This window comes from Bacillus thuringiensis, assembly GCF_001455345.1.
In the GTDB taxonomy this organism is placed as follows: Bacteria; Bacillota; Bacilli; order Bacillales; family Bacillaceae_G; genus Bacillus_A; species Bacillus_A thuringiensis_N.
Window position 1 is genome coordinate 1,584,240 of record NZ_CP013274.1, and the last position, 22,031, is coordinate 1,606,270.

Consider the following 22,031-nt stretch of genomic DNA (forward strand, 5'->3'; position numbering starts at 1 on the left):
TCATTGTTTTTTAATCCTGCAGGAAATAGCGTATTCTTCTTCAGAGTTTGATTGACGAGCGGTTTTGTTTTCCCAGCGTAATAAAACTTGTGTAATCTCCCAAGTAAGCTGTTGTAATTCCTCCGGAGTTAAAAATAGATGAGATACAATATGACTACCTGTATTCGTTCCTTCTGTGCCGCTCTCTTCGATATAGAAGTGAGCTGCTTTTGCTTTATAATATTTTTCAATAATCCCTCGTTTTTCCTTCGTTTCTACTAATTCAAGCAACCCCCCATCGTATAAAATTTGAACGTGATAATGTACGCTTCCAGCAGTTTTGTTTAGTTTAGTAGCTACTTGTTTTGCAGTGAGTGCTTCGTCTTTTAAGAGGTGAAGGATTTGAATACGAGTTGCATTAGAAATGAGCTTCTGTTGCTCAGCTGAAATAGTAAGTCTATCGTCAAACATTATGACATCTCCTTTCTTATAATCTAAATTTATTGTACATTCTAAAAAATTAGAACGTAAGGAAAATAAATCGTCTTTTTCCTTTATATTTCGACATAAGTAAAAATAGCATGTACATAAACATGCTATTAATTGGAGGTAGATTCTTCATTAAATTCTCCGCGATAAAATAAAAACAGCCATATAAGACTAACAAAAATACAACATATAGCTAGAAAACTACCAATCATTTGAGGAGAAAGGATTTCTAATAGCCACCCTGTAATGAACATAGATAACTGTATAAGCGAACCATAAATTGAGTAATGAAATGAAAAAACTTTACCAATCATATTTTCGTGCGTGTAAGTTTGAAGTAATGTCGTATCAAGTGGAACGATGATTCCTCCTGCTATGCGCATACAGAGCAATGTAGTGATACCGATAATAAGTTGATCAGATAAAATGAATCCGAGAAAGAAAATTCCCTGTAGGAAATAGGCCCAACCAAATGCTTTTTTCATTTTCTCTTTATTATGAGATATATAAAGATTAACGAAGAGGCTGCCGATGATAAGCCCCGCCCCCTGAACTGAATATAAAACTCCAATGTTAGTGTGGAAAATTTTTTCAGCATAGATTGTTAAAAGCAGCTGATAAGCACCTCCAATAATGCCCCATGAAATGCCGACAAGAATTAATGTTAAAATGATTTTTGTTTGTAATATGTATGTATAACCATCTTTTATATCAGTGAACAATGCTTTGTTCTTGTTACAAGTATCATGAGCAGGAATACTCATATTATAAATAAAATAGGCTGAAATAAAGTACGACAAGCTGTTCATTAAAAAAGCAAACTCAATATTGAAAGAATGTGCAACTATTCCGCCTAAAGAAGCCCCCATAATAGACATAAAACCATTCATTGTACTAGAAAGAGAGTTCGCAGTTACGAAATGATTTTGGTGTATGATATTCTTTAAAGTTGCTTGTTTAGCCGGCTCAAATAAACAAGAAAGTACAGATAAACATATATTAGCAATGAAAATAATCTCAATTTTATATGGTGCAAATAAGTAAGTGAGGACGAGCATGCCTCGTAAAATATCGGTAAAAATCATAATATTCTTTTTAGAAAAACGATCTACAATTCCGCCTATGAATGGACTAAGGAGAAGCTGTGGTAAACCTTTACTTATAAAAGTAAGTGCGATCATAAACGGTGATTCTGTTATGCTATAGACGAATGTTAATAAAGCTACTGTATGAAACCAATCTCCAAGCACGCTTAGTGTTTGCCCATAAAATAGTCTTTTGAAGTTTTTATTTGTTTTAAGAAGTGCGGAATAAGAAACTGACATAAAAAGCTTAATCCTTATGTAATGATGATGCTTGAACTTGTTTTTTCCATTCGCTTAAATACACTTTCTCTTCTGTAGGAAGTCCAACAGGTAATTGTGCAATCAATTCTAAACTATTTCCATCAGGGTCGTTAAAGTATACGGCGGCATGTGCTAATTCAGGAAAAACAATTGGCTCAATTGGTTCCATTCCAAAGTCTTTTCGTACTGAAATACCTTTTTGACTTAGCCAATGTATCGCATGTTCTAAATCATGTAAGCTTACTTGAAAGGCGATGTGTCGTAAAGAGGGATGATAATTCACTTTGTATTCTGTGCCTTCCCAAAGGCCGAGCCAACTTTCATTTTCTTTAATCCAAAAGAAAGCAATATCATCTCCTCTTTTATATAATTTCAGTCCAAGTGATTCGTAAAAAGGTATAGACACTTCTAAGTTACGGACGGGTAAATGTGCTTCGTAAAGACCTTTAATCATTGTAATCCTCCTCAGTAAAAATGTTTCTTATTTCATAGTAAACGTTTTTTTATGAGTTGAAATCACAAAAAAGAGGGATATAATTTCATACGAAAGTATGAAAAAACAGCTCAAATATGAGCTGTTTTCGTATAGTTTTTCGTTCATTTGTTAAGGATAGGATATATTAGTACCCGTATCCGCCGCCACCCCAACAGCTACATCCGATGATGATTAGAAGGATGAATAGTACGATTAGCAAAGCAAATCCACCGCCGAAACCAGCGCAACTTCCACCATAGCTCATATGTTTTCCTCCTTTTGAGTAAGTTAATCTATATAATTCATGGACTACTGTATAAAGTATGTTTTTTGTGTGGAAAAGGAGCCAGTCTCTTTTGTAATTAGACAAACGCCTGTGTGGTCATTTTAAGTGTATATTGAGCTAAGGATGTATGGATAAATCGTTATATATTTTGCGATTTGTTCATAAAAAAATATAAAATTGTAAAAAAAACCATTTTTATATTTTTTTATGAGAGGATTTGTACTATAATTTTACAAGTAATATTATGGGAAAAGGGAGTTTTAGTAAAGAGATGGAGATGGGACAATTACAAAATAAAATAGAAAACAAAAAGAAAGAGCTAATTCAACTTGTTGCTAGACACGGGTTGGATCATGATAAAGTTTTGTTATTTAGCCGAGATTTAGATATACTAATTAATAAGTTTATGAATGTAAAAGATAAAGTACATAAATAAATAATTTGTAGTTTTTTATATTAAGATATTCTATAAAAGAAGGAGAGAACAGTATTTGGAACATTTACAAGAAGAGCTGTATAAACAAATAAAAGAAGAAAAAGGTATTGTTACAATCTTTTTAAAGAGTGGCGTTAGAATAGTAGGAGAAATTGTTGCGATAGACAAATTTACTGTTTTAATGTTAGTTGATGGAAAACAACAACTTATTTACAAGCAGGCTGTATCAACAATAATGAAATAAGACACTCATATTGAGTGTCTTATTTCATTATCTTTTGCAAGCTTCAACGTCAATGCCGGCAGCTAGTAATTTCTTTTCTCCATCTTGCTCGATGAGTTTTTGTAATTTAGATAGGAAAGAATCAAAGTTTGTATGCTTTGCTACTTGGAATGTCATTTTGTGCTCAATTGGTAGCCACGTATCAATATCAGCTTCGTTATGCTGAATTTTCACCTCAAGTTTATCAAGTGCGTTAGCAACTTTTGCTTCGTACGTTTCTTTCGCTTCAAACTCCATCCATAAATCATACAATTCCTCACCGAGAGAACCTTTTAATGTGCGTTTAATATTTAAAATTGCTTCTTGCTCATTTATTTGTTTTTGTAATTGTAATTCATGACTATTCATTGTATCAAAAGCAGGAATATCACCAGCTTCTGCCTCGACTAGGTCGTGAATAATAACCATTTTAAGTAATTTTTCAACATTGACTTTTTGATCCAAATAAGGCTCAACTAAAATGGCCATTAGAGACATGCGCCACGTATGTTCAGCAACGCTTTCTTGACGTCCGTTAGAAAGCCAGCTATGCCGCATTTCATATTTTAGTTTTTCTGCTAGTGCAATGATTTGTAAAATGTTATGTTCCATCGTGATCCTCCTCATATTTCTATACTGTAATTCTAATATGGAAATAAAATGTGTCAATTCTATGAGTATATTGCGATAAATAGATGATAAGCGTATAATACATATTATATGTGAAAACGCATTATTAAAATAAAAAAATGTTTTATAAAAATGAAAAGGGAAGGGCAGGAATATGGGAGACGAAAATCAAGGATTAGCTAGACCACAAAGAAGAAAAAGGAAGTTTGACATTTCTAGCCCAGTTGGCATTATAGTGGGTTTTGCCATAGTGATAGCGGCAATTATGCTTGGCGGCGGCGGAATAAAAGCTTTTAAAAACTTTTTAGATGTTTCATCTATTTTAATTGTCATAGGGGGAACAACAGCGACAATTGTTGTGGCATATCGATTTGGAGAAATAAAAAAATACACGAAAAGTATTTTTACTGTTTTACATAGAAGAGAAGCAGATTTAGAACAGTTAACGGATTTGTTCGTTGATTTTTCGAAAAAGTCTAAAAAACATGGCCTGCTTTCTTTAGAAGTTGATGGAGAGCAAGTAGACAATCCTTTTATTCAAAAAGGAATTCGATTAATGTTAAGTGGTTACGATGAAGATGAATTAAAAGAAGTATTAATGAAAGATATTGAAACAGAAGTATATGAGTTAAGAAAAGGAGCAGCGTTATTAGATAAAATTGGCGATTTCGCTCCAGCTTGGGGCATGATAGGGACTTTAATCGGTCTTATCATTATGCTTCAAAACTTGCAAGATACATCGCAAATTGGTACAGGGATGGCAGTTGCAATGTTAACGACATTGTATGGATCAGTACTTGCAAATATGATTGCAATCCCTCTTGCTGAAAAAGTGTATCGTGGTATTGAGGATTTATATACAGAGAAGAAGTTTGTTATTGAAGCAATTTCAGAATTGTATCGTGGACAAATTCCTTCTAAATTAAAGTTAAAACTGGATACATACGTATACGAAACAAAGATAAAAAAAGTAAAACGAGCAGCCTAATATTTCAAGGAGTGGTAAGGTGATGATAAAACGACCGCAAAGGGGATCGCCTCGTTGGATGACAACTTTTACAGATTTAACGATGTTATTATTAACTTTCTTTGTATTACTAGTTGCTACATCAAAGCAGGATGCAGTAAAATTGTCGAAGATGCTTGAAAAGTTTAGTGATGTGGAGCAAGTAGATGCAAAAGTAATGGAAAATACAATACCAGATATTTCACATGAAAAAAATGATGAAAAAATGGTCTCTAAAAAGAGAATGGACGAATTATATAAAAAGTTAAAAGCATATGTAGATAATAACGGTATTAGTCAAGTGAATGTATATCGAGAGGACACAGGGGTAAGTGTCGTTATAGTAGATAATTTAATATTCGATACGGGTGATGCGAACGTTAAACCGGAGGCGAAAGAGATAATAAGCCAATTAGTTGGATTTTTCCAATCGGTACCAAATCCCATTGTTGTAGAAGGACATACAGACAGTAGACCGATTCATAACGACAAATTCCCTTCAAACTGGGAATTATCTTCTGCACGAGCGGCAAATATGATTCATCACTTAATTGAAGTGTATAATGTGGATGATAAAAGGCTAGCTGCGGTAGGATATGCAGATACCAAGCCAGTAGTACCAAATGATTCACCGCAAAATTGGGAAAAAAACCGTCGCGTTGTCATTTATATAAAAGAATAGTATATTGTTATTTTGATAATAAATAATAAAAATACGAAAATTCTTTTAAAAAAATATTAAATTTTATCATTTTATTTTGTATAATGAGTGAGAATGATAAGGTGAAATATTAAGATATATTTATACATAGAAGGAGAGAATCAAAAAGAATGGCACATAAAATTTTAGTTGTAGACGATGCGATGTTCATGCGAACGATGATTAAAAACTTATTAAAAAGTAATTCTGAATTTGAAGTAATCGGAGAAGCGGAAAATGGAGTGGAGGCAATTCAAAAGTATAAAGAACTTCAACCTGATATTGTTACATTAGATATTACTATGCCAGAAATGGACGGACTTGAAGCATTAAAAGAAATTATTAAAATTGATTCAAGTGCAAAAGTTGTCATTTGTTCTGCAATGGGACAACAAGGTATGGTATTAGATGCAATTAAGGGTGGAGCAAAAGACTTTATTGTAAAGCCATTCCAAGCAGATCGCGTAATCGAAGCTTTAACAAAAGTAGCAAACAGCTAATATAGAAGGGGTGCCACAAGGAATCTAAACATTGATAGCGGATATGCGAGTGGCCCCCTTTTTTCTTGCTTTAAAACACTAAATTGTTATACATAAATGAAATGTTTGTTAGACAGGTAGGGGATTAAAATGCAAACAGATCTATTAAATATATTTTTTGAGGAATCAGAAGAACATTTACAATCGCTAAATGAAAATGTGCTAACTTTAGAACAAAATCCTGCCGATATGGATGTTGTGGGAGAAATATTCCGTTCAGCCCATACATTTAAAGGTATGTCAGCGAGTATGGAATTTACAGAAATGGCGGATTTAACGCATAAAATGGAAAACGTTTTAGATGAAATTCGTCATGGGAATATAGTTGTAAATGCTGAGATTATTGATGTGATTTTTGAGTGCATTGATAATTTAGAGAAGATGGTTGCAGATGTGCAACAAGGCGGAATGGGCAATATTGATGTGATTACAACTAAGCAGAAATTAGAAGCATTATTGAATGGCAATGTAGAAACTCCTGTGGAATATATTGAGCAAGAACTTATAAATAATGATGATGCAGTTTCACATGAAGTGCATATAACTGTTGAGCAACAAGCTATTTTAAAAGCAGTACGCGCAATTATGTGTATTGAAGCACTGCAAAATGTAGGTAATGTACAAAAAACAGTTCCAAGTATTGAAGAAATTGAAGCAGATGCTTTCGGGTTTGAGTTCACAGTATTTATGGATACTGATCAAAGTGAAGAAGAATTAAAACAAGTGGTGCTTCATGTTTCTGAAATTGAGAAAGTAGAAGTGAAGCAAGGACATACATCAAAAGAAGTAGTTTCGGAAGAATTGGCTACACAAGAAGTCGTACAAGTGGCTACGCAGGTGGAATCAACTAAAGAAATATCGAAGCAACCTGCTACACCAGCTAAAAGCAATGCGAAGACGAAAAACGCTAAAGTGGAGAATCGTTCAATTCGTGTCCAATTAGAGAAAATCGAAAGATTAATGAATATGTTTGAAGAAAGTGTAATCGAACGTGGGCGCATTGATGAATTGGCACAAAGGATTCAAAATAAGGAGTTAATTGAGCATTTAAATCGATTAGGCGATATTTCAAAAGATATTCAAAATGTACTACTAAACATGCGTATGGTACCAATTGAAACGGTCTTCAATCGTTTCCCACGTATGGTACGTATGTTAGCGAAAGATTTAGGGAAAAAAATCGATTTACAAATTACAGGTGAAGACACTGAAGTTGATAAAATTGTTATTGATGAAATCGGTGATCCACTCGTTCATTTAATCCGTAATGCAATTGATCACGGTGTTGAAACTGTTGAACAACGTCGTGATGCAGGTAAAAATGAGACAGGTACGATTAAATTAGAAGCATTCCATAGTGGAAATCATGTTGTAATTCAAATTACGGATGACGGAAACGGTATTCATAAAGGAAAAGTATTAGAAAAAGCGATTAAAAATGGTGTTGTAACAGAATCTGAGGCAAATAAATTAACGGACCGTGAAGTATTTGATTTAATCTTCCAACCAGGATTTAGTACAGCTGAAGTTGTATCAGACCTTTCTGGGCGTGGCGTTGGATTAGATGTAGTGAAACATACGATCCATAGTTTAGGTGGACATTTAATTATTGATTCTGAAGAAGGAAAAGGTAGTACATTTAGAATTGAACTTCCATTAACGTTGTCAATTATTCAATCTATGCTTGTTCAAACGAATGATAAACGTTATGCTTTCCCTCTTGGTAATATTGTTGAAGCAATTCGGATTAAGAGAGAAGACATCCAATCCTTACAAGGAAAAGATGTGTTAAATTACCGTAATCAAATTATTGAAGTGAAGCATTTAAGTACTGTATTTGGTGAGAAAACAGTAGATGAGGCGTTTGCGTCATATGATGGTCAAATGGTTCCTGTGTTAATTGTTCGTAATACACATCGCAGCTATGGACTTATTGTAAACACAATTATCGGTCAAAGAGAAATCGTCTTAAAGTCATTAGGTGACTTCTTTGCAGAGAGTTCTAATTATTTCTCTGGTGCGACAATTCTCGGTGATGGACGAGTGGTCCTCATTTTAAACCCAGAAGGTTTATAATAGGAATGAAGGAAAGCTCCCCACTTGTATACAATTGGGGAGCTTTTTGGTTAATCGTTACTAATCTAAAAATGGGAATAAATACATATTAACGTTTTATATAATAAGTTTGTTAAAATAAAATGAGAGTTTATATCATTTGATAGAAAAACAGAAATGAGGAGGCAGAGAAAATGCCTGAGCAACACACAAAAGGGGATACGAGCACAATTGTGCTAGAAAAAGAAAATGAGCATTTAACGCCTCAAGAATGCGATATTCTTGGCGAAATTGCAAATATATCATTTGGTTCAGCTTCGACTGTATTATCAACAATCTTAAATAGGCAAGTAAGCATTACTGCTCCTCGCATAGAATTGGTAGATTTATATGATTCAAGCGACGTCGAAGTTCCACACGTTGTATTAAACATTCATTTTACAAAAGGATTAGATATGGAAAACCTTCTTGTCCTTAAGCAAGATGTTGCATTATCCATTGCTGATTTAATGATGATGGGAACAGGTGAAGTGGAAGACGGAAAAGAACTTGGTGAATTAGAGCTAAGTGCTGTACAAGAAGCGATGAATCAAATGATGGGGTTCGCAGCTACATCTATGTCAGAATTCTTTCAAGATACAGTAGATATGTCTCCGCCGACAATTAAAGTTGTAAAGTTATCAGAAGAAATGGAGAAAATTTCTGAGATTGATGGGAATCAAACGATTGTTAAAGTATCGTTTGATTTAAAGATAGATAATCTTGTAAACTCTAAACTTGTGCAAATTGTTTCAGTTGAACATGCGAAACAAATGGTAAATAAATTAATGCAATTATCTGGTGGAGTAGAAGAAAAAGATGAGCCAGCAGAAGTAGTGGAAACTGAGATTGTAGAAGAACAAGTTGAAAAAGAGCATTTAACACAAGAAGAGAAAGATGTCCTTGGTGAAATTGCAAATATTTCAATTGGTTCAGCTTCAACAGTATTGTCAACACTATTAAATCAGCCAGTTACAATTAGTACGCCCAATGTAGAATCAATCAATGTTCGTCATTATGACGGAGTGCCAGTCCCGTTTGTTATTTTAAATGTTGATTTTGTTGAAGGACTAAAGAATGAGAATGTATTCGTATTTACGAAAGATGTCGCTTTAACAATGGTAGATTTAATGATGATGGGAACAGGGGAAGTTGATCCAGAGAAGGAGCTTAGTGAATTAGAACTGAGCGGTATTAAAGAAATCATGAACCAAATGATGGGGCATGCTGCGACGGCGATGTCAGAAATGTTTCAAGAAAAAATGGACATGACACCGCCAAATGTTAAATTTGTAACCTTAAAAGAAGAAATGGAATATTTGGGAGAGTCAATGAAAGTGGACGAACTCGTTCAAATTACGTTCAACCTTGAAATTGGCGACCTGCTTCAATCGAAAATGTATCAAATTTTACCGATTTCAGAAGCGAAAGAAATGGTAAGAAGACTTCTATATCCAATGGTGGAAGAGGAAGAAGAGATTGTTACAGAAGAAATTGAAGAAGAAAAAATTGTAGAACCTGTTGTGCAACCTATTGAATTTAAAGAAGTAAAACAAATGGAACCAGTATACATGGACACATCCATCCTACAAAATGTAGAGATGAACGTGAAATTTGTATTTGGAAGCACAGTGAAAACAATTCAAGATATTTTAAGTTTACAAGAGAATGAAGCAGTTGTACTAGATGAGGATATTGACGAACCAATTCGTATTTATGTAAATGATGTATTGGTGGCGTATGGTGAACTTGTAAATGTAGATGGATTTTTCGGAGTAAAAGTGACGAAATCGCTATAAGTCGTTGAAATAGGAGTTTGAGCTAGCAGATGAAAAACGTAAAGTTTTTTCTAATGAGCTGGTTATTCATAAATGTGTGTCTGTTCTTACCTCTGCAAAGTCAGGCGGAAGAACAAATTGAGCCAGATCAAAAACTAAATGAAATGAATGTACAAGAAGAAAACAAAGAAGTTCAAGAGCAGCCAGAGCAAGTGGAAGTGAATCAAGGTAAAGAGGAACAACAAGAAGTAGTAAATGAACAAGAGGTCGAAAAAAAGATAGAGACGGATCAAGGGGTTATTACAGTAAATAAGCCAGAATTAAAAGTTGGCGAAGAAGTGCGGGTTATTGTAGAGCCGAAAGAGCAAAATGTTCAAAGTATAAAAGGTATTTTGCGCTTGCCAAAAAACGGCGATCAGTATGAACAAGAAAGAATGCTAGCGTTTAAGTATGAAGAGGAAACAAAGCGATGGATTGCTAACTACAAGGTCGAAACTTTTGATTTGCAAGGTAATTGGAACCTGCAGCTCATTCAAAGCTATAAAGAAAATGAGAAAGAAGAACTCACTGAAAATGAAGTGAAAGTCCCGCTCATTCGTATAAATAATGAAACACCGACTATAGATAAAGAATTGCCGAAGTTACATAAAGTTACTATTGATGAAGCGAAAGAGAAGGTAATTGAACGGAAACAAGGCGATTCTATACGTGTGCGAGTGAAGGCGGCAGACAAAGAATCGGTTGTGAAAGAGGTCCGCGTGACATTAAAGGGGAAAGAAAATAAAGAGACTACATTTTTATTAGATTACAATAAGCGCGATATGGATTGGCAAAAGGTATTTGAAATAACGGATGCGTTGCCAATTGGCTCATACGAATTACTTATAGAGATAGTGGATGCGGCCGGCAATAAACTGGTTGAGGAAAGTGAGTATATCGTTTCTGTTTTGGAGCAAAAAACAGAAGATGATAAAAAGATAGAAGAACGAGAGAATGAAGATAAGTTAGAGGATAAGAAAGAAACGGATGAGAAAGAAACTGAGAAGCAGGAAGACTCGAAAGTAGAAATCCCGCTTCTGGAAGAAAAACCGCCAGTTGTTCAAATCCCAAAAAAAGAAGAGAAAGTAAACGATCTTATAAAAGAACCATTGAAAGAGAAAGAAAAAATTACTTATTTTATAAAAGAGCCTCTCACAGAAAACAAGGAAGTAAATAAAGCGAAGGCTCAAAAAGATAAAGATAATAAAAATAACAATCAGGTCGTTTCTAAAAAGAAAGAGAAAAAAGAAGAGCCAGAAGAGAAGAAAGAAGCAAAAAGTGAACAGGGAATAGAAGCTTCTAATGTATTTACTATCATGTCAGGTTTATTCGTACTATTTTTAGTTTTAAAGAGTAATAAAGAATGGGGCTAAGTATTTTATAGTAGTGGAGGCGCTTAAATGGAAATTAAACGTACGACAATTGAAGATAAGACGCTACAACCATTAAAACAGCCTGCAGCTATTTCGGAACATGAAATTCAGAAAGAACGAAAGCGTAGTAATTTAGTGTTTACTGGACAGTCTAAAATTATTACGAAAAATAATGAAATAGGTATTTTGCTTGCAAGTTTAGGTGATGGAAAGGTTATGAAGGAAATGCTTTCTAAAGAGATGGATACAGTATTGCAACTCTTTAAAAAGTTACATACGTTATCTGGAGAAGGAAAGCAAACAGATAAAATATTTGAACAAGTAATGAGAAGCTTGCAAGGACTTGTTAAGCAAGCGCATATAAAAGAACTTCCTTTGTTAGATGGAACGTATGATTTCGCAGAAGTACAACTATCATTTGGTAGAAAGGTACATATTCCGTTATTAGATGTAAGTGCACTTATTTCTAGAGTAGAAAGTGATTCGTCAGAAGGAAATATAAATTTAATGGTAACGGTTATTACTGCTTATATAACGAAATTGTCTAACGAAACCATTTTAATTAGCGTTACAGATCGCACTGCTAAAGAGCGGGATGTAAGCGTATGGAGAGCACTTGCAGAAATGAATATGACACAATTATCACAGGCGTTGAAACACACAATGCAAGAACATAAATGGTCTATGACGTTTCTTTTTCTCTTTGTATGGATTGTTGCTATTATTTTAATTCGAGTTATTTAAAAAGGTCGTCACTTTACATTGTGACGACCTCTTTTATATTTTTTCGTAAAAGAATGTATCAAATCGCTGAAGATTATAACGTTCGGGTGTTAAAATTTGTTCAGTACTACCAACAAATAGTACGCCGCCTTTTCGTAAAGCGCGACTAAATTTTTCGTAAAGTTTTACCCTTGCTTCTTCAGTAAAGTAAATCATTACATTACGACAAATGATTAAGTCATAATTTGTATCAAACGACTGCATTAAAAGATCGTGCTGTTTGAACGTCACGTTTTGTTTAATGTTTTGATGCAATGAATATATATCATTCTCTTTTGTGAAATGACGCTCTTTTAAATCGGCAGGTAATTCTTTTAAAGACCGTTCTGTATATTGACCGCGTTTTGCAGTTTCTAAAATGTGAAAATCAAGATCTGTTGCTTGTATTTCAAAACGATATGGAGCTAGGTGCTTCGATAAAATTAAAGAGAGTGTATATGGTTCTTCACCGGCAGCGCAAGCGGCACTCCATACTTTTAATTTTCCGTTATTTTGTTCGAGTAATTTTGGTAGTGCTTTAGATTCTAACGTTTGCCAACGTTCTTTATTTCTAAAAAACTCTGAAACGTTAATTGTAATATAGTCAATAAAACTTAAAAATAACTTTTGATCGGTACGTAAATTGCTTAGAAAACTAGTGTAGTTTACAAAGCCCTTTCTCGAAATAAAAGCATCGATTCTACGACGCATTCTATCTTGTTTATATGAAGCGATATCCATATTGAATTGTTGTTTAAAACTCGCGATAAAATGATCATAATCTTGTTCAATTATCATATTTATAATAGGCACAATAACGATATTGTGCCTCCCCCTTTACATCATACGGATTTTTTGTTCAAAGTTTTTTTTCATCTGTTTTTCATGTAAACCTGGTAAATCATAAATAACAGCATCAATTCCTGCTTCTTTTGCAACGTCAACGGGAATGACAGATGTATGCTTGTCCCCATTATAAAAACAGAGAACTAAATCGGTATCTTCGATTATTTGTTTTACAAAAAACATATAATCTGATCGGTAAATGGAGTCGGAAGGATGATCAAAAGCGACATACTCGGCTCCGTGTTTTTTTAAATAATCAACGATTTCTTGAAATTCATCTGTTACTGCTTGTAACGGTTGTAGCGTGTAAAGGCATAAATTTTGAGCGAGTCGTTCGTTTTCGACGAAAAAGCGAAGTACCTCATTTTCGATAGATTTATAACATAATATGTAAATTTTATGTTTGTGAGCATAGTCAGTTAAAAATTTTTTTATTTCTTCTTGATCTAATGCTGTTAATTGATTTGAACCACAAAGAAAAATATTCATAGATTTGTGCCACCTCATGCTAAATTGTAACATATCTTTTATAAAAAATAACTGCAAAATATTAGTGTTCAGAGTATAATTATAAATAACTGGATTTTACGATTAAGTTTAGGAAGAAATAAAAAAATAAATAGGTGATATATATATGCTACGTTCGATCTCGCATAATCCAATTTTATCGCATATACCGCCTGCTACTCAAATGCCGAAAGAAGCAAATGTCAGGACAGGACTTGCATTTTCGGATAATTTGCATGCAGATCCGAAAAAAGATAAATTGCTAGAACAAATGGAAGCATTTGTTGATAACATTGGAGAAATTAAAGAGAAAATTGAAATGGAATTAACGCTTGATAATGTAATGGAATACAAAAATACAGTAAAATCATTTTTGAATTTTTACGTAGATAATGTATTGCAATATAAAGATGTCATGTCACGTCATCCACGTTATGGCTATTCACAGAAAATGACGATTGTGAAACAGGCGGAAATGGGATTAAATGAGTTAGAAGATGTTATGAATTTAATTAATACGAAAACGGGACATTTAGAAATGTTAAATCAGATTGGAGAAATCCACGGTTTAATTGTAAATTTAGTCTTGTAAAAGGGAAGGAAACGATATGTACATACAATTATATGAAAAGCTCGTTATTATTCAAAAAGCATATGAAAACATTCAAGCGCTTGGAGAACAAATATATGAGGATTTAAAACATAAAAATGTAAATGCTGTTCAAAAGTTACAAGTAGAGCAATTGCAGTACATTGATGGTTTAAAAAAGTTATCAAGTTCATTTGAAGAAATGGTTGTTCAGTTTTGTAAAGAAAAGGGAATCGAACCTTTTCGTGTAAGTGCATTATTTTTGCATTTTTCTAACGAAGAAATTAAAAAAATGGAAGAATTACAAAAAAATGTAGCTGAATTAGAAGAGAATGTAAAAATGATTCTTTTGAAAAATCAATATTACTTAAACGTACTATTAAAAACTACAGAAAGTATTGTGGATTCCGTTTCTGAATATAATTTAGAGCGAAACAATAATTCACAAATCTTTATGAACGAACTATTGTAAAGGGGAAGTGAAACGTTATGAGACTATCTGATTATAATACGCCGTTATCGGGTTTGTTAGCGGCACAAATGGGGTTACAAACGACGAAACAAAATTTATCAAACATTCATACGCCTGGTTATGTGCGTCAAATGGTGAATTACGGATCGGCTGGAGCAAGTCAGGGCTATTCACCGGAACAAAAAATAGGTTACGGTGTACAAACGTTAGGCGTTGATCGTATTACAGATGAAGTGAAGACGAAACAGTTTAACGATCAATTATCCCAACTCTCATACTATAACTACATGAATTCGACTTTATCACGTGTAGAATCTATGGTTGGAACGACAGGAAAGAATTCATTATCTAGTTTAATGGATGGCTTCTTTAATGCCTTTCGTGAAGTTGCAAAAAATCCAGAACAACCAAATTACTATGATACATTAATTTCTGAAACTGGGAAGTTTACAAGTCAAGTAAATCGTTTGGCAAAAAGCTTAGATACAGCAGAAGCACAAACGACAGAAGATATTGAAGCGCATGTCAATGAATTTAATCGTCTTGCTGGTAGTTTAGCGGAAGCGAATAAAAAAATTGGACAAGCAGGTACACAAGTGCCAAATCAACTTTTGGATGAACGTGATCGAATCATTACAGAAATGTCTAAGTATGCAAATATAGAAGTGTCTTATGAATCTATGAATCCTAATATTGCAAGTGTTAGAATGAATGGTGTTTTAACAGTAAATGGACAGGATACATATCCGCTTCAATTAAATAAAGAAAAGGAACCAATGACTGCTGAAATTTATGGTTCGGAAATTCCTTTAACGAGTGGAGCAATCCAATCAGCGATCGATACGAAAGCGAAGATTGCTAGTTATAAGAAAAACCTTGAAGAACTAATGAGTTCTGTAAAGAATGAAGTGAACACAGTAATGGGGAAAGAGTTCTTCGTTGGAGATCAAGCGAAAGATATGAAATTAAACCCTGAATTTGCAAAAGATGTTTCGAAAATGAAAATATCAGCTGAAACAGCAAATAAACTAGCAGCAATTACAGATGGGAATTATAAAGAAGGTCTTTCTTATAAACAAGCATTAGACCAATTCGTAGTTGGTGTTGCATCTGATAAAAGTGCAGTGAATGCTTATCAAAAAATTCATGGAGATTTATTAGAGGGGATTCAGCAAGAAAAGATGGGTGTTGAAGGCGTTAATATGGAAGAGGAAATGGTTAATTTAATGGCCTTCCAAAAATATTTCGTTGCAAACTCTAAAGCTATTACTACGATGAATGAAGTGTTTGATAGTCTATTTTCGATTATTCGATAAATGATAGTAATTGATTGGAAATATATAAGGAGGAGATAGAAATGAGAGTATCTACATTTCAAAATGCAAGCTGGGCAAAGAATCAGTTAATGGATTTGAATGTGCAACAACAATACCACCGAAATCAAGTAACTTCAGGGAAGAAAAACCTTTTTATGAGTGAAGATCCACTTGCAGCAAGTAAATCATTTGCGATTCAACATTCATTGGCGAATATTGAACAAATGCAAAAAGATTTAGCGGATTCGAAAAATGTATTAACACAAACTGAGAATACTTTACAAGGTGTTTTGAAATCTGTAACGAGAACAGATCAATTAATGTTGCAGGCGTTAAGTGAGCAAAATGGTGAAAAAGAATTGAAGGCCATCGGTGCAGAGATTGATCAAATTTTAAAACAAGTTGTATATTTAGCGAATACGAAAGAGCAAGGTCGTTATATTTTCGGTGGTGATAGTACAGAGAAACCACCATTTACAGAAGATGGTACGTATCAAGGTGGACAAAATGATGTGAACTGGCAACTAAATGACGGTTATGAATTAAAAGCATTTCGTAACGGCGAAGCGTTATTATCCCCTGTTATAAAAACATTAAAACAGATAAGTGAAGCGATGCAAAACGGTGACCAAAAAGCGTTACAGCCGTTATTAGGAGAAAATAAGAAAAACCTAGATGGCATCATTAACCGTACAACTGAAGTTGGTTCGACAATGAACACAATGGAGACATTTAAAACGATTTTAAGTGAACAAAATTTAGCGCTTCAAGAAAATCGTAAAGAAATTGAAGATGTTGATTTAGCGGTAGCAATCTCTGATTTAGCGTATATAAACGCGACGTATGAAGCGACGCTTAAAGCAGTTAGTACGATGAGTAAAACGAGTATTTTAGACTACATGTAATATACAAGGAGTGAGAAAAATGGCAGGAACAACGATGACAGGTATTGGTGGTAGACAACAGATTTGGAACCTTGGAAATAATATGATCGATACTTCTAACCTAGTAGAATTAGAGCTGCAAGCGTTAGATATGAGGAAAACACCGTATACGAAAGAAAAGAATGATCTTACAAATGATAAACTATTATATACAAGTTTGAAATCGGAATTTAGCTCTTTCACACAAACTTTTAAAAACCTAGCGGCTTTTAAAGGGAATGAAAAAAAAGTAACGACAACGCAAGAAGGCTATATAGATGTAAAAGCTGATGGTGGTGCGATTGCTGGCACTTTTAATATGACGATTACTCAGCTCGCACAGCGTCATCAAATAGCCTCTAATAAGGTTACTGATATAAATGCGAAGCTTCCTAAAGATGAAACAATAAAACTAGGTGATAAAGAATTAAAAGTAACAACTGATATGACATATAAGGATTTAATTAATAAAATTAATGACGGAGATTATGGTGTATCGGCTTATACACTTGGAGATAAAATTTTCATGACTTCGAAAAAAGAAGGGGCAATGAATGAAATTAAATTAGAAAAGACACCGCCTAATGTACTTACAGATTTGTTTTATTCGAAAGTGGAAGGAAAAGACCCACTTGCCACGGAAATGAAATTAAATACTATTAACGAAGCATTAGATGCAAAATATACTATTAATGGTATTGAAGGTAAAAGTCCTAGCAATACAATTGAAGCTCTTCCAGGCGTAAAAATTGAATTGTTAAAAGTAACTGAGCCGAAAGTAGAAGGAACGTCAGATGCAGGTACAACAACAGAACCAAAAGCAAAAGGCATAGATCTAAAATTCACAGTAAGTGACTCAAACGTAACAGACGCAGCAAATGTTATTAAAAAAATGGTTGCGGATTATAATAAAGCTGTTTCTACAGTAGATATCTTTGCTGGTAAAGGTGGAGCCTTCCAAGGGCAAGCTATTATGCAAAGTGTGCGTCAAGCTATGAACAATGTTGTAACATTTTCACAAGATGGTAATTACTTATTCTCATTTGGAATTCAATTAAAGCAAGATGGAACGATGGAAGTTAATGATGAAAAATTAACACAAGCACTAAAAGAGAAGCCAGATGCAGCAAAGCAATTTTTCTTTAGTTCTAACGGTTTAGGAAAAATGATGGAAGAACCACTTGATAAGTTATTTGGTGATAAAGGTGTAGTTGGAGAACGAGTAAAAAACATTGATTCACGTGTAAGTGATTTAGATAAAAAGATTAAAGATATTGAAACGCAAAATTTGCAAAAACAAGATGAAATTGTGAAGAAGTATCAAAAGCTAGAGAGTACATTAGCGGCGCTTGATAGCCAATTAAAAACAATTAAAGCAATGACAAAACAAAAAAGTGATGATTAATGAAAGGTAAGGAAGTGATTGTATGCAAGCATGGCAACGTTATATGCAAAATGATATTATGACGAGTAATCCGATTAAAAATACAATTTTTATTTATGAAAGATGTATTGTAGAGTTTCGTAATTTAGAAGAACTGTTGAATGCTTTTAAAATACAAGAAGGAGATGCGCTTCTTGAAAAGTTAGAACGTATTTTTGAAGAATTAAAGCTTCAATTAAATCCTGAAATTACGAAAGATTTATATGATAGTTTATATGGCTTATATGATTGGATTAGCATTCAAATTCAAACGATGAAAGTAACGCGTGAAGCAAAAGACATGGATGCGATTGTGAAAGTGTTACAAGATTTAATAGATGGTTACCGCGGAGCACTTGGAAATGAACAATGATATTTATCGGACGTTTGTCAGCTGTTTTAATGAAATCGGTGAATTGCAAGTGTCGGATGGAGAGTTTGCTGAGAAGAGTGAGATGTTAAATCGCTGGATGATGACATTGGATGAAGAAACGCGTGCGCAAGTTGCAGCAGAAGTAAGTCCATTCATTATTAAGGCGGCGCAGCATATTCGAGATAAGCAAAAGATTTTGGAAGAAATGATTATGACAAATGATGGGCGCATGAAAGCTAATTCATTTTACGGTAAATTTTAGTGATAGAGTTTAGAAACGGATTCCCCTTTTAAGAGGGGATCCATTCCTTTGTTTAAATAAAGACCTCCGCTGATTGAGGTTTCATTTTATGACTGTAATGAAAAAATAGTAGTAATCTAAATAATGTGAAAATGGACTTTAGTGTGTAGATCATATATTGAAATGTTTCATAGATTATTGCGTGCATACAGTTTTTTTGTATTCTTTTTTATATTTTTGTATTTTTCTAAAGACAACAATGGAAAAATGGAATAAAATATGTAAGGGTACATGATTGTTAATATTTTAATAAACACATATAAGAAAATAAATAATGAAGTGAAACTTCCATCAGTGGATTATTAAGTTAAAAAAGAAAGGGTGTGGAATATGCCAGATTTAGTGAGTGATGTAGGCCATTATATGAATTATTTAGTGACGAAACGAAATACTGTTTCTAGTAATATTGCAAATGCGAATACACCCGGCTATAAAGCACAAGATGTAGCATTTGCTGAGCAAATGAATAAAAGTAGTGCATTATATAAAAACAATGTTGCAGACTTAAAGAGTAATCCAGAGTTATATCAAACGAATGAAATGCACTTACCGACAGTGAATACGAAAAATACATATGCAAAGATTCAAACGAAGTCAATGCAAACGAATAAAGATGGAAATAGTGTGGATGTAACGACAGAAATGCTAGATTTAATGAAAGCAAATCAGTTATACGGTATTTCAATTAACGCGATTAATACACAATATGCAATTAACCAAGCAGCTCGCGGACGTTAAAAGTAGAAGGAGAGACAATGATGTTTCAGGCAATTAATGCAAGTGGCTCAGGACTAACGACAGCGAGAAAGTGGATGGAAGTTACTTCGAACAATATTGTAAATGCAAATACAACGGCTGCTCCGGGGGCAAATTTATATGAGCGTCGTAGTGTAGTACTAGAATCAAACAATAGGTTTGCAAATATGTTAGATGGGTCTCCTACTAATGGGGTAAAAATAAAAAGTATTGAAGCAGATAAAACTGAAAACTTAGTGTATGACCCAACACATCCACATGCGAATGAAGAAGGATATGTACGTTATCCAAATATTGATGTGACTGCTGAAATGACGAATGTAATGGTTGCTCAAAAAATGTATGAAGCGAATACAAGTGTATTAAATGCGAATAAAAAAATGCTTGATAAAGATTTAGAAATCGGCCGAGGATAAGGGGGAATATAGTAATATGAAAATCCAACCAATGCTAAATACGCAACCATTTGGAGCAATTCAGTCAATTGGTGCACCGAAAACTTCTCAAACATCTGTAGTTGAAGGGAAAAAGTTTATTGATTTATTGGAAGATATGAATCAAACGCAAAACAATGCGCAAACAGCAGTATATGATTTACTAACTAAAGGGGTAGGAGAAACGCATGACGTTTTAATTCAGCAGAAGAAGGCTGAATCTCAAATGAAAACGGCTGCTCTCGTACGTGATAATCTTATTGAAAATTATAAGTCACTAATTAATATGCAAATTTAGGAAAGTGGACGGGTGTGTTTAAATGGAAAAGATGAAAAATGTTATCCAATCGTTAAAAACGTGGCATAAGTTAGTAATCGGTGCTGCGCTTTTAGCGATTGTAACAGGAGCACTTTTATACTTCACCTTGCCAGATAAATATGTTGTTGTATATCAAAATTTAAATGATGCAGATAAGCAAGAGATTACAGCAGAATTATCAAAGTTAGGTGTCGATTATCAGTTAGCGGCCGATGGATCGATTCGTGTGCAAAAAAATGATGCTCCATGGGTTCGAAAAGAAATGAATGGGATGGGCTTACCGTTTAATTCTAAAAGTGGTGAGGAAATTTTATTAGAAAGCTCGCTCGGTTCAAGTGAGCAAGATAAAAAAATGAAGCAAATTGTCGGCACGAAAAAGCAATTGGAGCAAGATATTGTAAGAAACTTTGCGACAGTTGAAACGGCAAATGTTCAAATTACATTACCTGAAAAAGAGACAATTTTTGATGAAGAAAAAGCAAAAGGAACAGCTGCGATTACGGTTGGAGTGAAGCGTGGCCAATTATTAACTGCTGATCAAGTTGCGGGTATACAGCAAATGATTAGTGCTGCAGTTCCTGGCGTGAAAGCAGAAGAAGTAAGCGTGATTGATAGCAAAAAAGGTATTATCTCAAAAGGAGCAGATGAAGCGCATTCTACTAGTTCCTCTTCTTATGAAAAAGAAGTAGAGATGCAACATCAAATTGAAGGTAAATTAAAGCAAGATATTGACGCAACATTAATGACAATGTTTAAACCGAATGAATATAAAGTGAATACGAAAGTATCTGTAAACTATGATGAAGTTACACGCCAGTCAGAAAAATATGGTGATAAAGGTGTACTTCGTAGTAAACAAGAGCAAGAAGAAAGCTCTACTGCGCAAGAAGGAGCAGAGACAAAACAAGGTGCTGGTATTACAGCGAACGGTGAAGTGCCAAATTACGGTACGAACAATAATCAAAATGGTAAAATCGTCTATGATAATAAAAATGGTAACAAAATTGAAAACTATGAAATAGATAAAACGGTTGAAACGATTAAGAAACATCCAGAATTAACGAAAACAAATGTTGTAGTATGGGTAGACAATGATACGTTAGTAAAACGAAAAATGGATATGACTACTTTCAAAGAAGCAATCGGTACAGCAGCTGGGCTTCAAGCTGATCCAAATGGGAACTTTACAAACGGTCAAGTTAACGTTGTAACTGTTCAGTTTGATCAGCCGAAAGAAGAGAAGAAGAAAGAACCAGAAGAAAGCGGTATAAACTGGTGGTTATTCGGTGGAATTCCAGCTGGTTTATTAGCGATTGGTGGTCTAGTATGGTTCTTATTAGCAAGACGTAAGAGAAAGAAAGAAGAAGAGGAATATGAAGAATACTTAGCAGAAGAGGAAATTGCTGCAAGTAATGAAAGTATCATGGAAATTCCTGAAGAAAAAATAGTACCAGAGCCAAAACCAGAACCAGAGGAACCGAAAGAACCAACGTTAGATGAACAAGTGCATGACGCTACGAAAGAACATGTAGAAGGAACTGCAAAAGTAATTAAAAAATGGTTAAATGGACAGTAAGG

27 protein-coding genes are annotated in these 22,031 nt (G+C 34.0%); 20 read left to right on the forward strand and 7 right to left on the reverse strand.

All coding sequences use genetic code 11. The annotated features are described in order from the left end of the window. The 4 genes from ATN06_RS08445 to ATN06_RS29175 all read right to left on the reverse strand — a co-directional run bounded on the left by ATN06_RS08445 (nucleotide 1) and on the right by ATN06_RS29175 (nucleotide 2,554). Nucleotides 1-450 (reverse strand): ArsR/SmtB family transcription factor, encoded by a 450-nt coding sequence (locus ATN06_RS08445; protein WP_060630265.1) that lies wholly within the window; start codon nucleotides 448-450, stop codon nucleotides 1-3. Between the two features lie 128 nt (nucleotides 451-578). Further along, nucleotides 579-1,793 carry an MFS transporter gene (locus ATN06_RS08450; protein ID WP_060630266.1) on the reverse strand — a complete coding sequence of 405 codons (1,215 nt, stop codon included), beginning with the start codon at nucleotides 1,791-1,793 and terminating at the stop codon, nucleotides 579-581. Between the two features lie 7 nt (nucleotides 1,794-1,800). Then, nucleotides 1,801-2,268: a VOC family protein gene (locus ATN06_RS08455; protein WP_060630267.1), complete on the reverse strand. Its 468-nt coding sequence runs from the start codon at nucleotides 2,266-2,268 to the stop codon at nucleotides 1,801-1,803. Nucleotides 2,269-2,434: 166 nt separating this feature from the next. Further along, on the reverse strand, nucleotides 2,435-2,554 hold the full coding sequence (locus ATN06_RS29175) for a YjcZ family sporulation protein (RefSeq protein ID WP_000120179.1): 120 nt from the start codon (nucleotides 2,552-2,554) through the stop codon (nucleotides 2,435-2,437). A 238-nt stretch (nucleotides 2,555-2,792) separates the two neighbouring features. Between ATN06_RS29175 and ATN06_RS08465 the strand changes: the two genes are divergently transcribed. Continuing rightward, entirely contained in the window at nucleotides 2,793-3,011 is a 219-nt protein-coding gene (locus tag ATN06_RS08465; protein WP_060630268.1) for an aspartyl-phosphate phosphatase Spo0E family protein, read from the forward strand. 55 nt (nucleotides 3,012-3,066) lie between these two features. Beyond that, nucleotides 3,067-3,255, forward strand: coding sequence for an RNA chaperone Hfq (hfq, locus tag ATN06_RS08470; RefSeq protein WP_000400658.1), 189 nt, complete (start codon nucleotides 3,067-3,069; stop codon nucleotides 3,253-3,255). Between the two features lie 27 nt (nucleotides 3,256-3,282). On the opposite strand, the gene ATN06_RS08475 is transcribed toward hfq, so the two are convergent. Then, a complete protein-coding gene (locus ATN06_RS08475; protein ID WP_060630269.1) occupies nucleotides 3,283-3,885 on the reverse strand; it encodes an HD domain-containing protein in 603 nt (200 codons plus the stop codon). 172 nt (nucleotides 3,886-4,057) lie between these two features. On the opposite strand from ATN06_RS08475, the gene ATN06_RS08480 reads away from it, so the two are divergent. From ATN06_RS08480 to ATN06_RS08510, 7 genes are all read left to right on the forward strand, one after another. Then, a complete protein-coding gene (locus ATN06_RS08480) occupies nucleotides 4,058-4,891 on the forward strand; it encodes a flagellar motor protein MotP (protein ID WP_060630270.1) in 834 nt (277 codons plus the stop codon). Between the two features lie 22 nt (nucleotides 4,892-4,913). Next, nucleotides 4,914-5,591 (forward strand): OmpA family protein, encoded by a 678-nt coding sequence (locus ATN06_RS08485; RefSeq protein WP_060630271.1) that lies wholly within the window; start codon nucleotides 4,914-4,916, stop codon nucleotides 5,589-5,591. A 149-nt stretch (nucleotides 5,592-5,740) separates the two neighbouring features. Beyond that, nucleotides 5,741-6,109, forward strand: coding sequence for a response regulator (locus ATN06_RS08490; protein ID WP_000940576.1), 369 nt, complete (start codon nucleotides 5,741-5,743; stop codon nucleotides 6,107-6,109). 129 nt (nucleotides 6,110-6,238) lie between these two features. After that, nucleotides 6,239-8,224, forward strand: a complete 1,986-nt coding sequence (locus ATN06_RS08495) for a chemotaxis protein CheA (RefSeq protein WP_060630272.1) — start codon at nucleotides 6,239-6,241, stop codon at nucleotides 8,222-8,224. 173 nt (nucleotides 8,225-8,397) lie between these two features. Further along, nucleotides 8,398-10,041, forward strand: a complete 1,644-nt coding sequence (locus tag ATN06_RS08500; RefSeq protein WP_060630273.1) for a flagellar motor switch protein — start codon at nucleotides 8,398-8,400, stop codon at nucleotides 10,039-10,041. A gap of 29 nt (nucleotides 10,042-10,070) precedes the next feature. Beyond that, entirely contained in the window at nucleotides 10,071-11,432 is a 1,362-nt protein-coding gene (locus ATN06_RS08505) for a hypothetical protein (RefSeq protein WP_060630274.1), read from the forward strand. Between the two features lie 27 nt (nucleotides 11,433-11,459). Next, complete coding sequence (locus ATN06_RS08510) at nucleotides 11,460-12,176, forward strand: hypothetical protein (protein WP_060630275.1); 717 nt, start codon at nucleotides 11,460-11,462, stop codon at nucleotides 12,174-12,176. Between the two features lie 33 nt (nucleotides 12,177-12,209). Here the strand turns inward: ATN06_RS08510 and cheR are convergent, their stop codons facing one another. Both cheR and ATN06_RS08520 read right to left on the reverse strand, forming a co-directional pair. Beyond that, nucleotides 12,210-12,992, reverse strand: coding sequence for a protein-glutamate O-methyltransferase CheR (cheR, locus tag ATN06_RS08515; protein ID WP_060630276.1), 783 nt, complete (start codon nucleotides 12,990-12,992; stop codon nucleotides 12,210-12,212). Between the two features lie 39 nt (nucleotides 12,993-13,031). Next, entirely contained in the window at nucleotides 13,032-13,529 is a 498-nt protein-coding gene (locus ATN06_RS08520; protein ID WP_001020114.1) for a flagellar motor switch protein FliG, read from the reverse strand. Nucleotides 13,530-13,674: 145 nt separating this feature from the next. On the opposite strand from ATN06_RS08520, the gene ATN06_RS08525 reads away from it, so the two are divergent. The 11 genes from ATN06_RS08525 (at nucleotide 13,675) to ATN06_RS08575 (ending at nucleotide 22,029) form a co-directional block, all read left to right on the forward strand. After that, nucleotides 13,675-14,139, forward strand: a complete 465-nt coding sequence (locus tag ATN06_RS08525; protein ID WP_000946323.1) for a YaaR family protein — start codon at nucleotides 13,675-13,677, stop codon at nucleotides 14,137-14,139. Nucleotides 14,140-14,155: 16 nt separating this feature from the next. Continuing rightward, a complete protein-coding gene (locus ATN06_RS08530; RefSeq protein ID WP_060630277.1) occupies nucleotides 14,156-14,608 on the forward strand; it encodes a hypothetical protein in 453 nt (150 codons plus the stop codon). Nucleotides 14,609-14,625: 17 nt separating this feature from the next. Beyond that, entirely contained in the window at nucleotides 14,626-15,924 is a 1,299-nt protein-coding gene (gene flgK / locus ATN06_RS08535) for a flagellar hook-associated protein FlgK (protein ID WP_001239679.1), read from the forward strand. 41 nt (nucleotides 15,925-15,965) lie between these two features. Then, on the forward strand, nucleotides 15,966-16,829 hold the full coding sequence (locus ATN06_RS08540) for a flagellar hook-associated protein 3 (protein WP_060630278.1): 864 nt from the start codon (nucleotides 15,966-15,968) through the stop codon (nucleotides 16,827-16,829). Between the two features lie 19 nt (nucleotides 16,830-16,848). Then, complete coding sequence (locus ATN06_RS08545; protein ID WP_000929300.1) at nucleotides 16,849-18,252, forward strand: flagellar hook-associated protein 2; 1,404 nt, start codon at nucleotides 16,849-16,851, stop codon at nucleotides 18,250-18,252. Between the two features lie 22 nt (nucleotides 18,253-18,274). Beyond that, nucleotides 18,275-18,643 (forward strand): flagellar export chaperone FliS, encoded by a 369-nt coding sequence (gene fliS, locus ATN06_RS08550; RefSeq protein ID WP_060630279.1) that lies wholly within the window; start codon nucleotides 18,275-18,277, stop codon nucleotides 18,641-18,643. Continuing rightward, nucleotides 18,633-18,905 (forward strand): hypothetical protein, encoded by a 273-nt coding sequence (locus tag ATN06_RS08555; RefSeq protein WP_060630280.1) that lies wholly within the window; start codon nucleotides 18,633-18,635, stop codon nucleotides 18,903-18,905. The genes fliS and ATN06_RS08555 overlap by 11 nt, the downstream gene beginning before the upstream one ends. Nucleotides 18,906-19,274: 369 nt before the next feature. Further along, nucleotides 19,275-19,682, forward strand: coding sequence for a flagellar basal body rod protein FlgB (gene flgB, locus ATN06_RS08560; protein ID WP_060630281.1), 408 nt, complete (start codon nucleotides 19,275-19,277; stop codon nucleotides 19,680-19,682). Nucleotides 19,683-19,702: 20 nt separating this feature from the next. Then, nucleotides 19,703-20,116: a flagellar basal body rod protein FlgC gene (gene flgC, locus ATN06_RS08565; RefSeq protein WP_060630282.1), complete on the forward strand. Its 414-nt coding sequence runs from the start codon at nucleotides 19,703-19,705 to the stop codon at nucleotides 20,114-20,116. Between the two features lie 16 nt (nucleotides 20,117-20,132). Next, entirely contained in the window at nucleotides 20,133-20,432 is a 300-nt protein-coding gene (gene fliE, locus ATN06_RS08570) for a flagellar hook-basal body complex protein FliE (RefSeq protein WP_000701682.1), read from the forward strand. A gap of 22 nt (nucleotides 20,433-20,454) precedes the next feature. Continuing rightward, nucleotides 20,455-22,029 carry a flagellar M-ring protein FliF C-terminal domain-containing protein gene (locus ATN06_RS08575; protein ID WP_060630283.1) on the forward strand — a complete coding sequence of 525 codons (1,575 nt, stop codon included), beginning with the start codon at nucleotides 20,455-20,457 and terminating at the stop codon, nucleotides 22,027-22,029. Nucleotides 22,030-22,031: the final 2 nt, after the last annotated feature.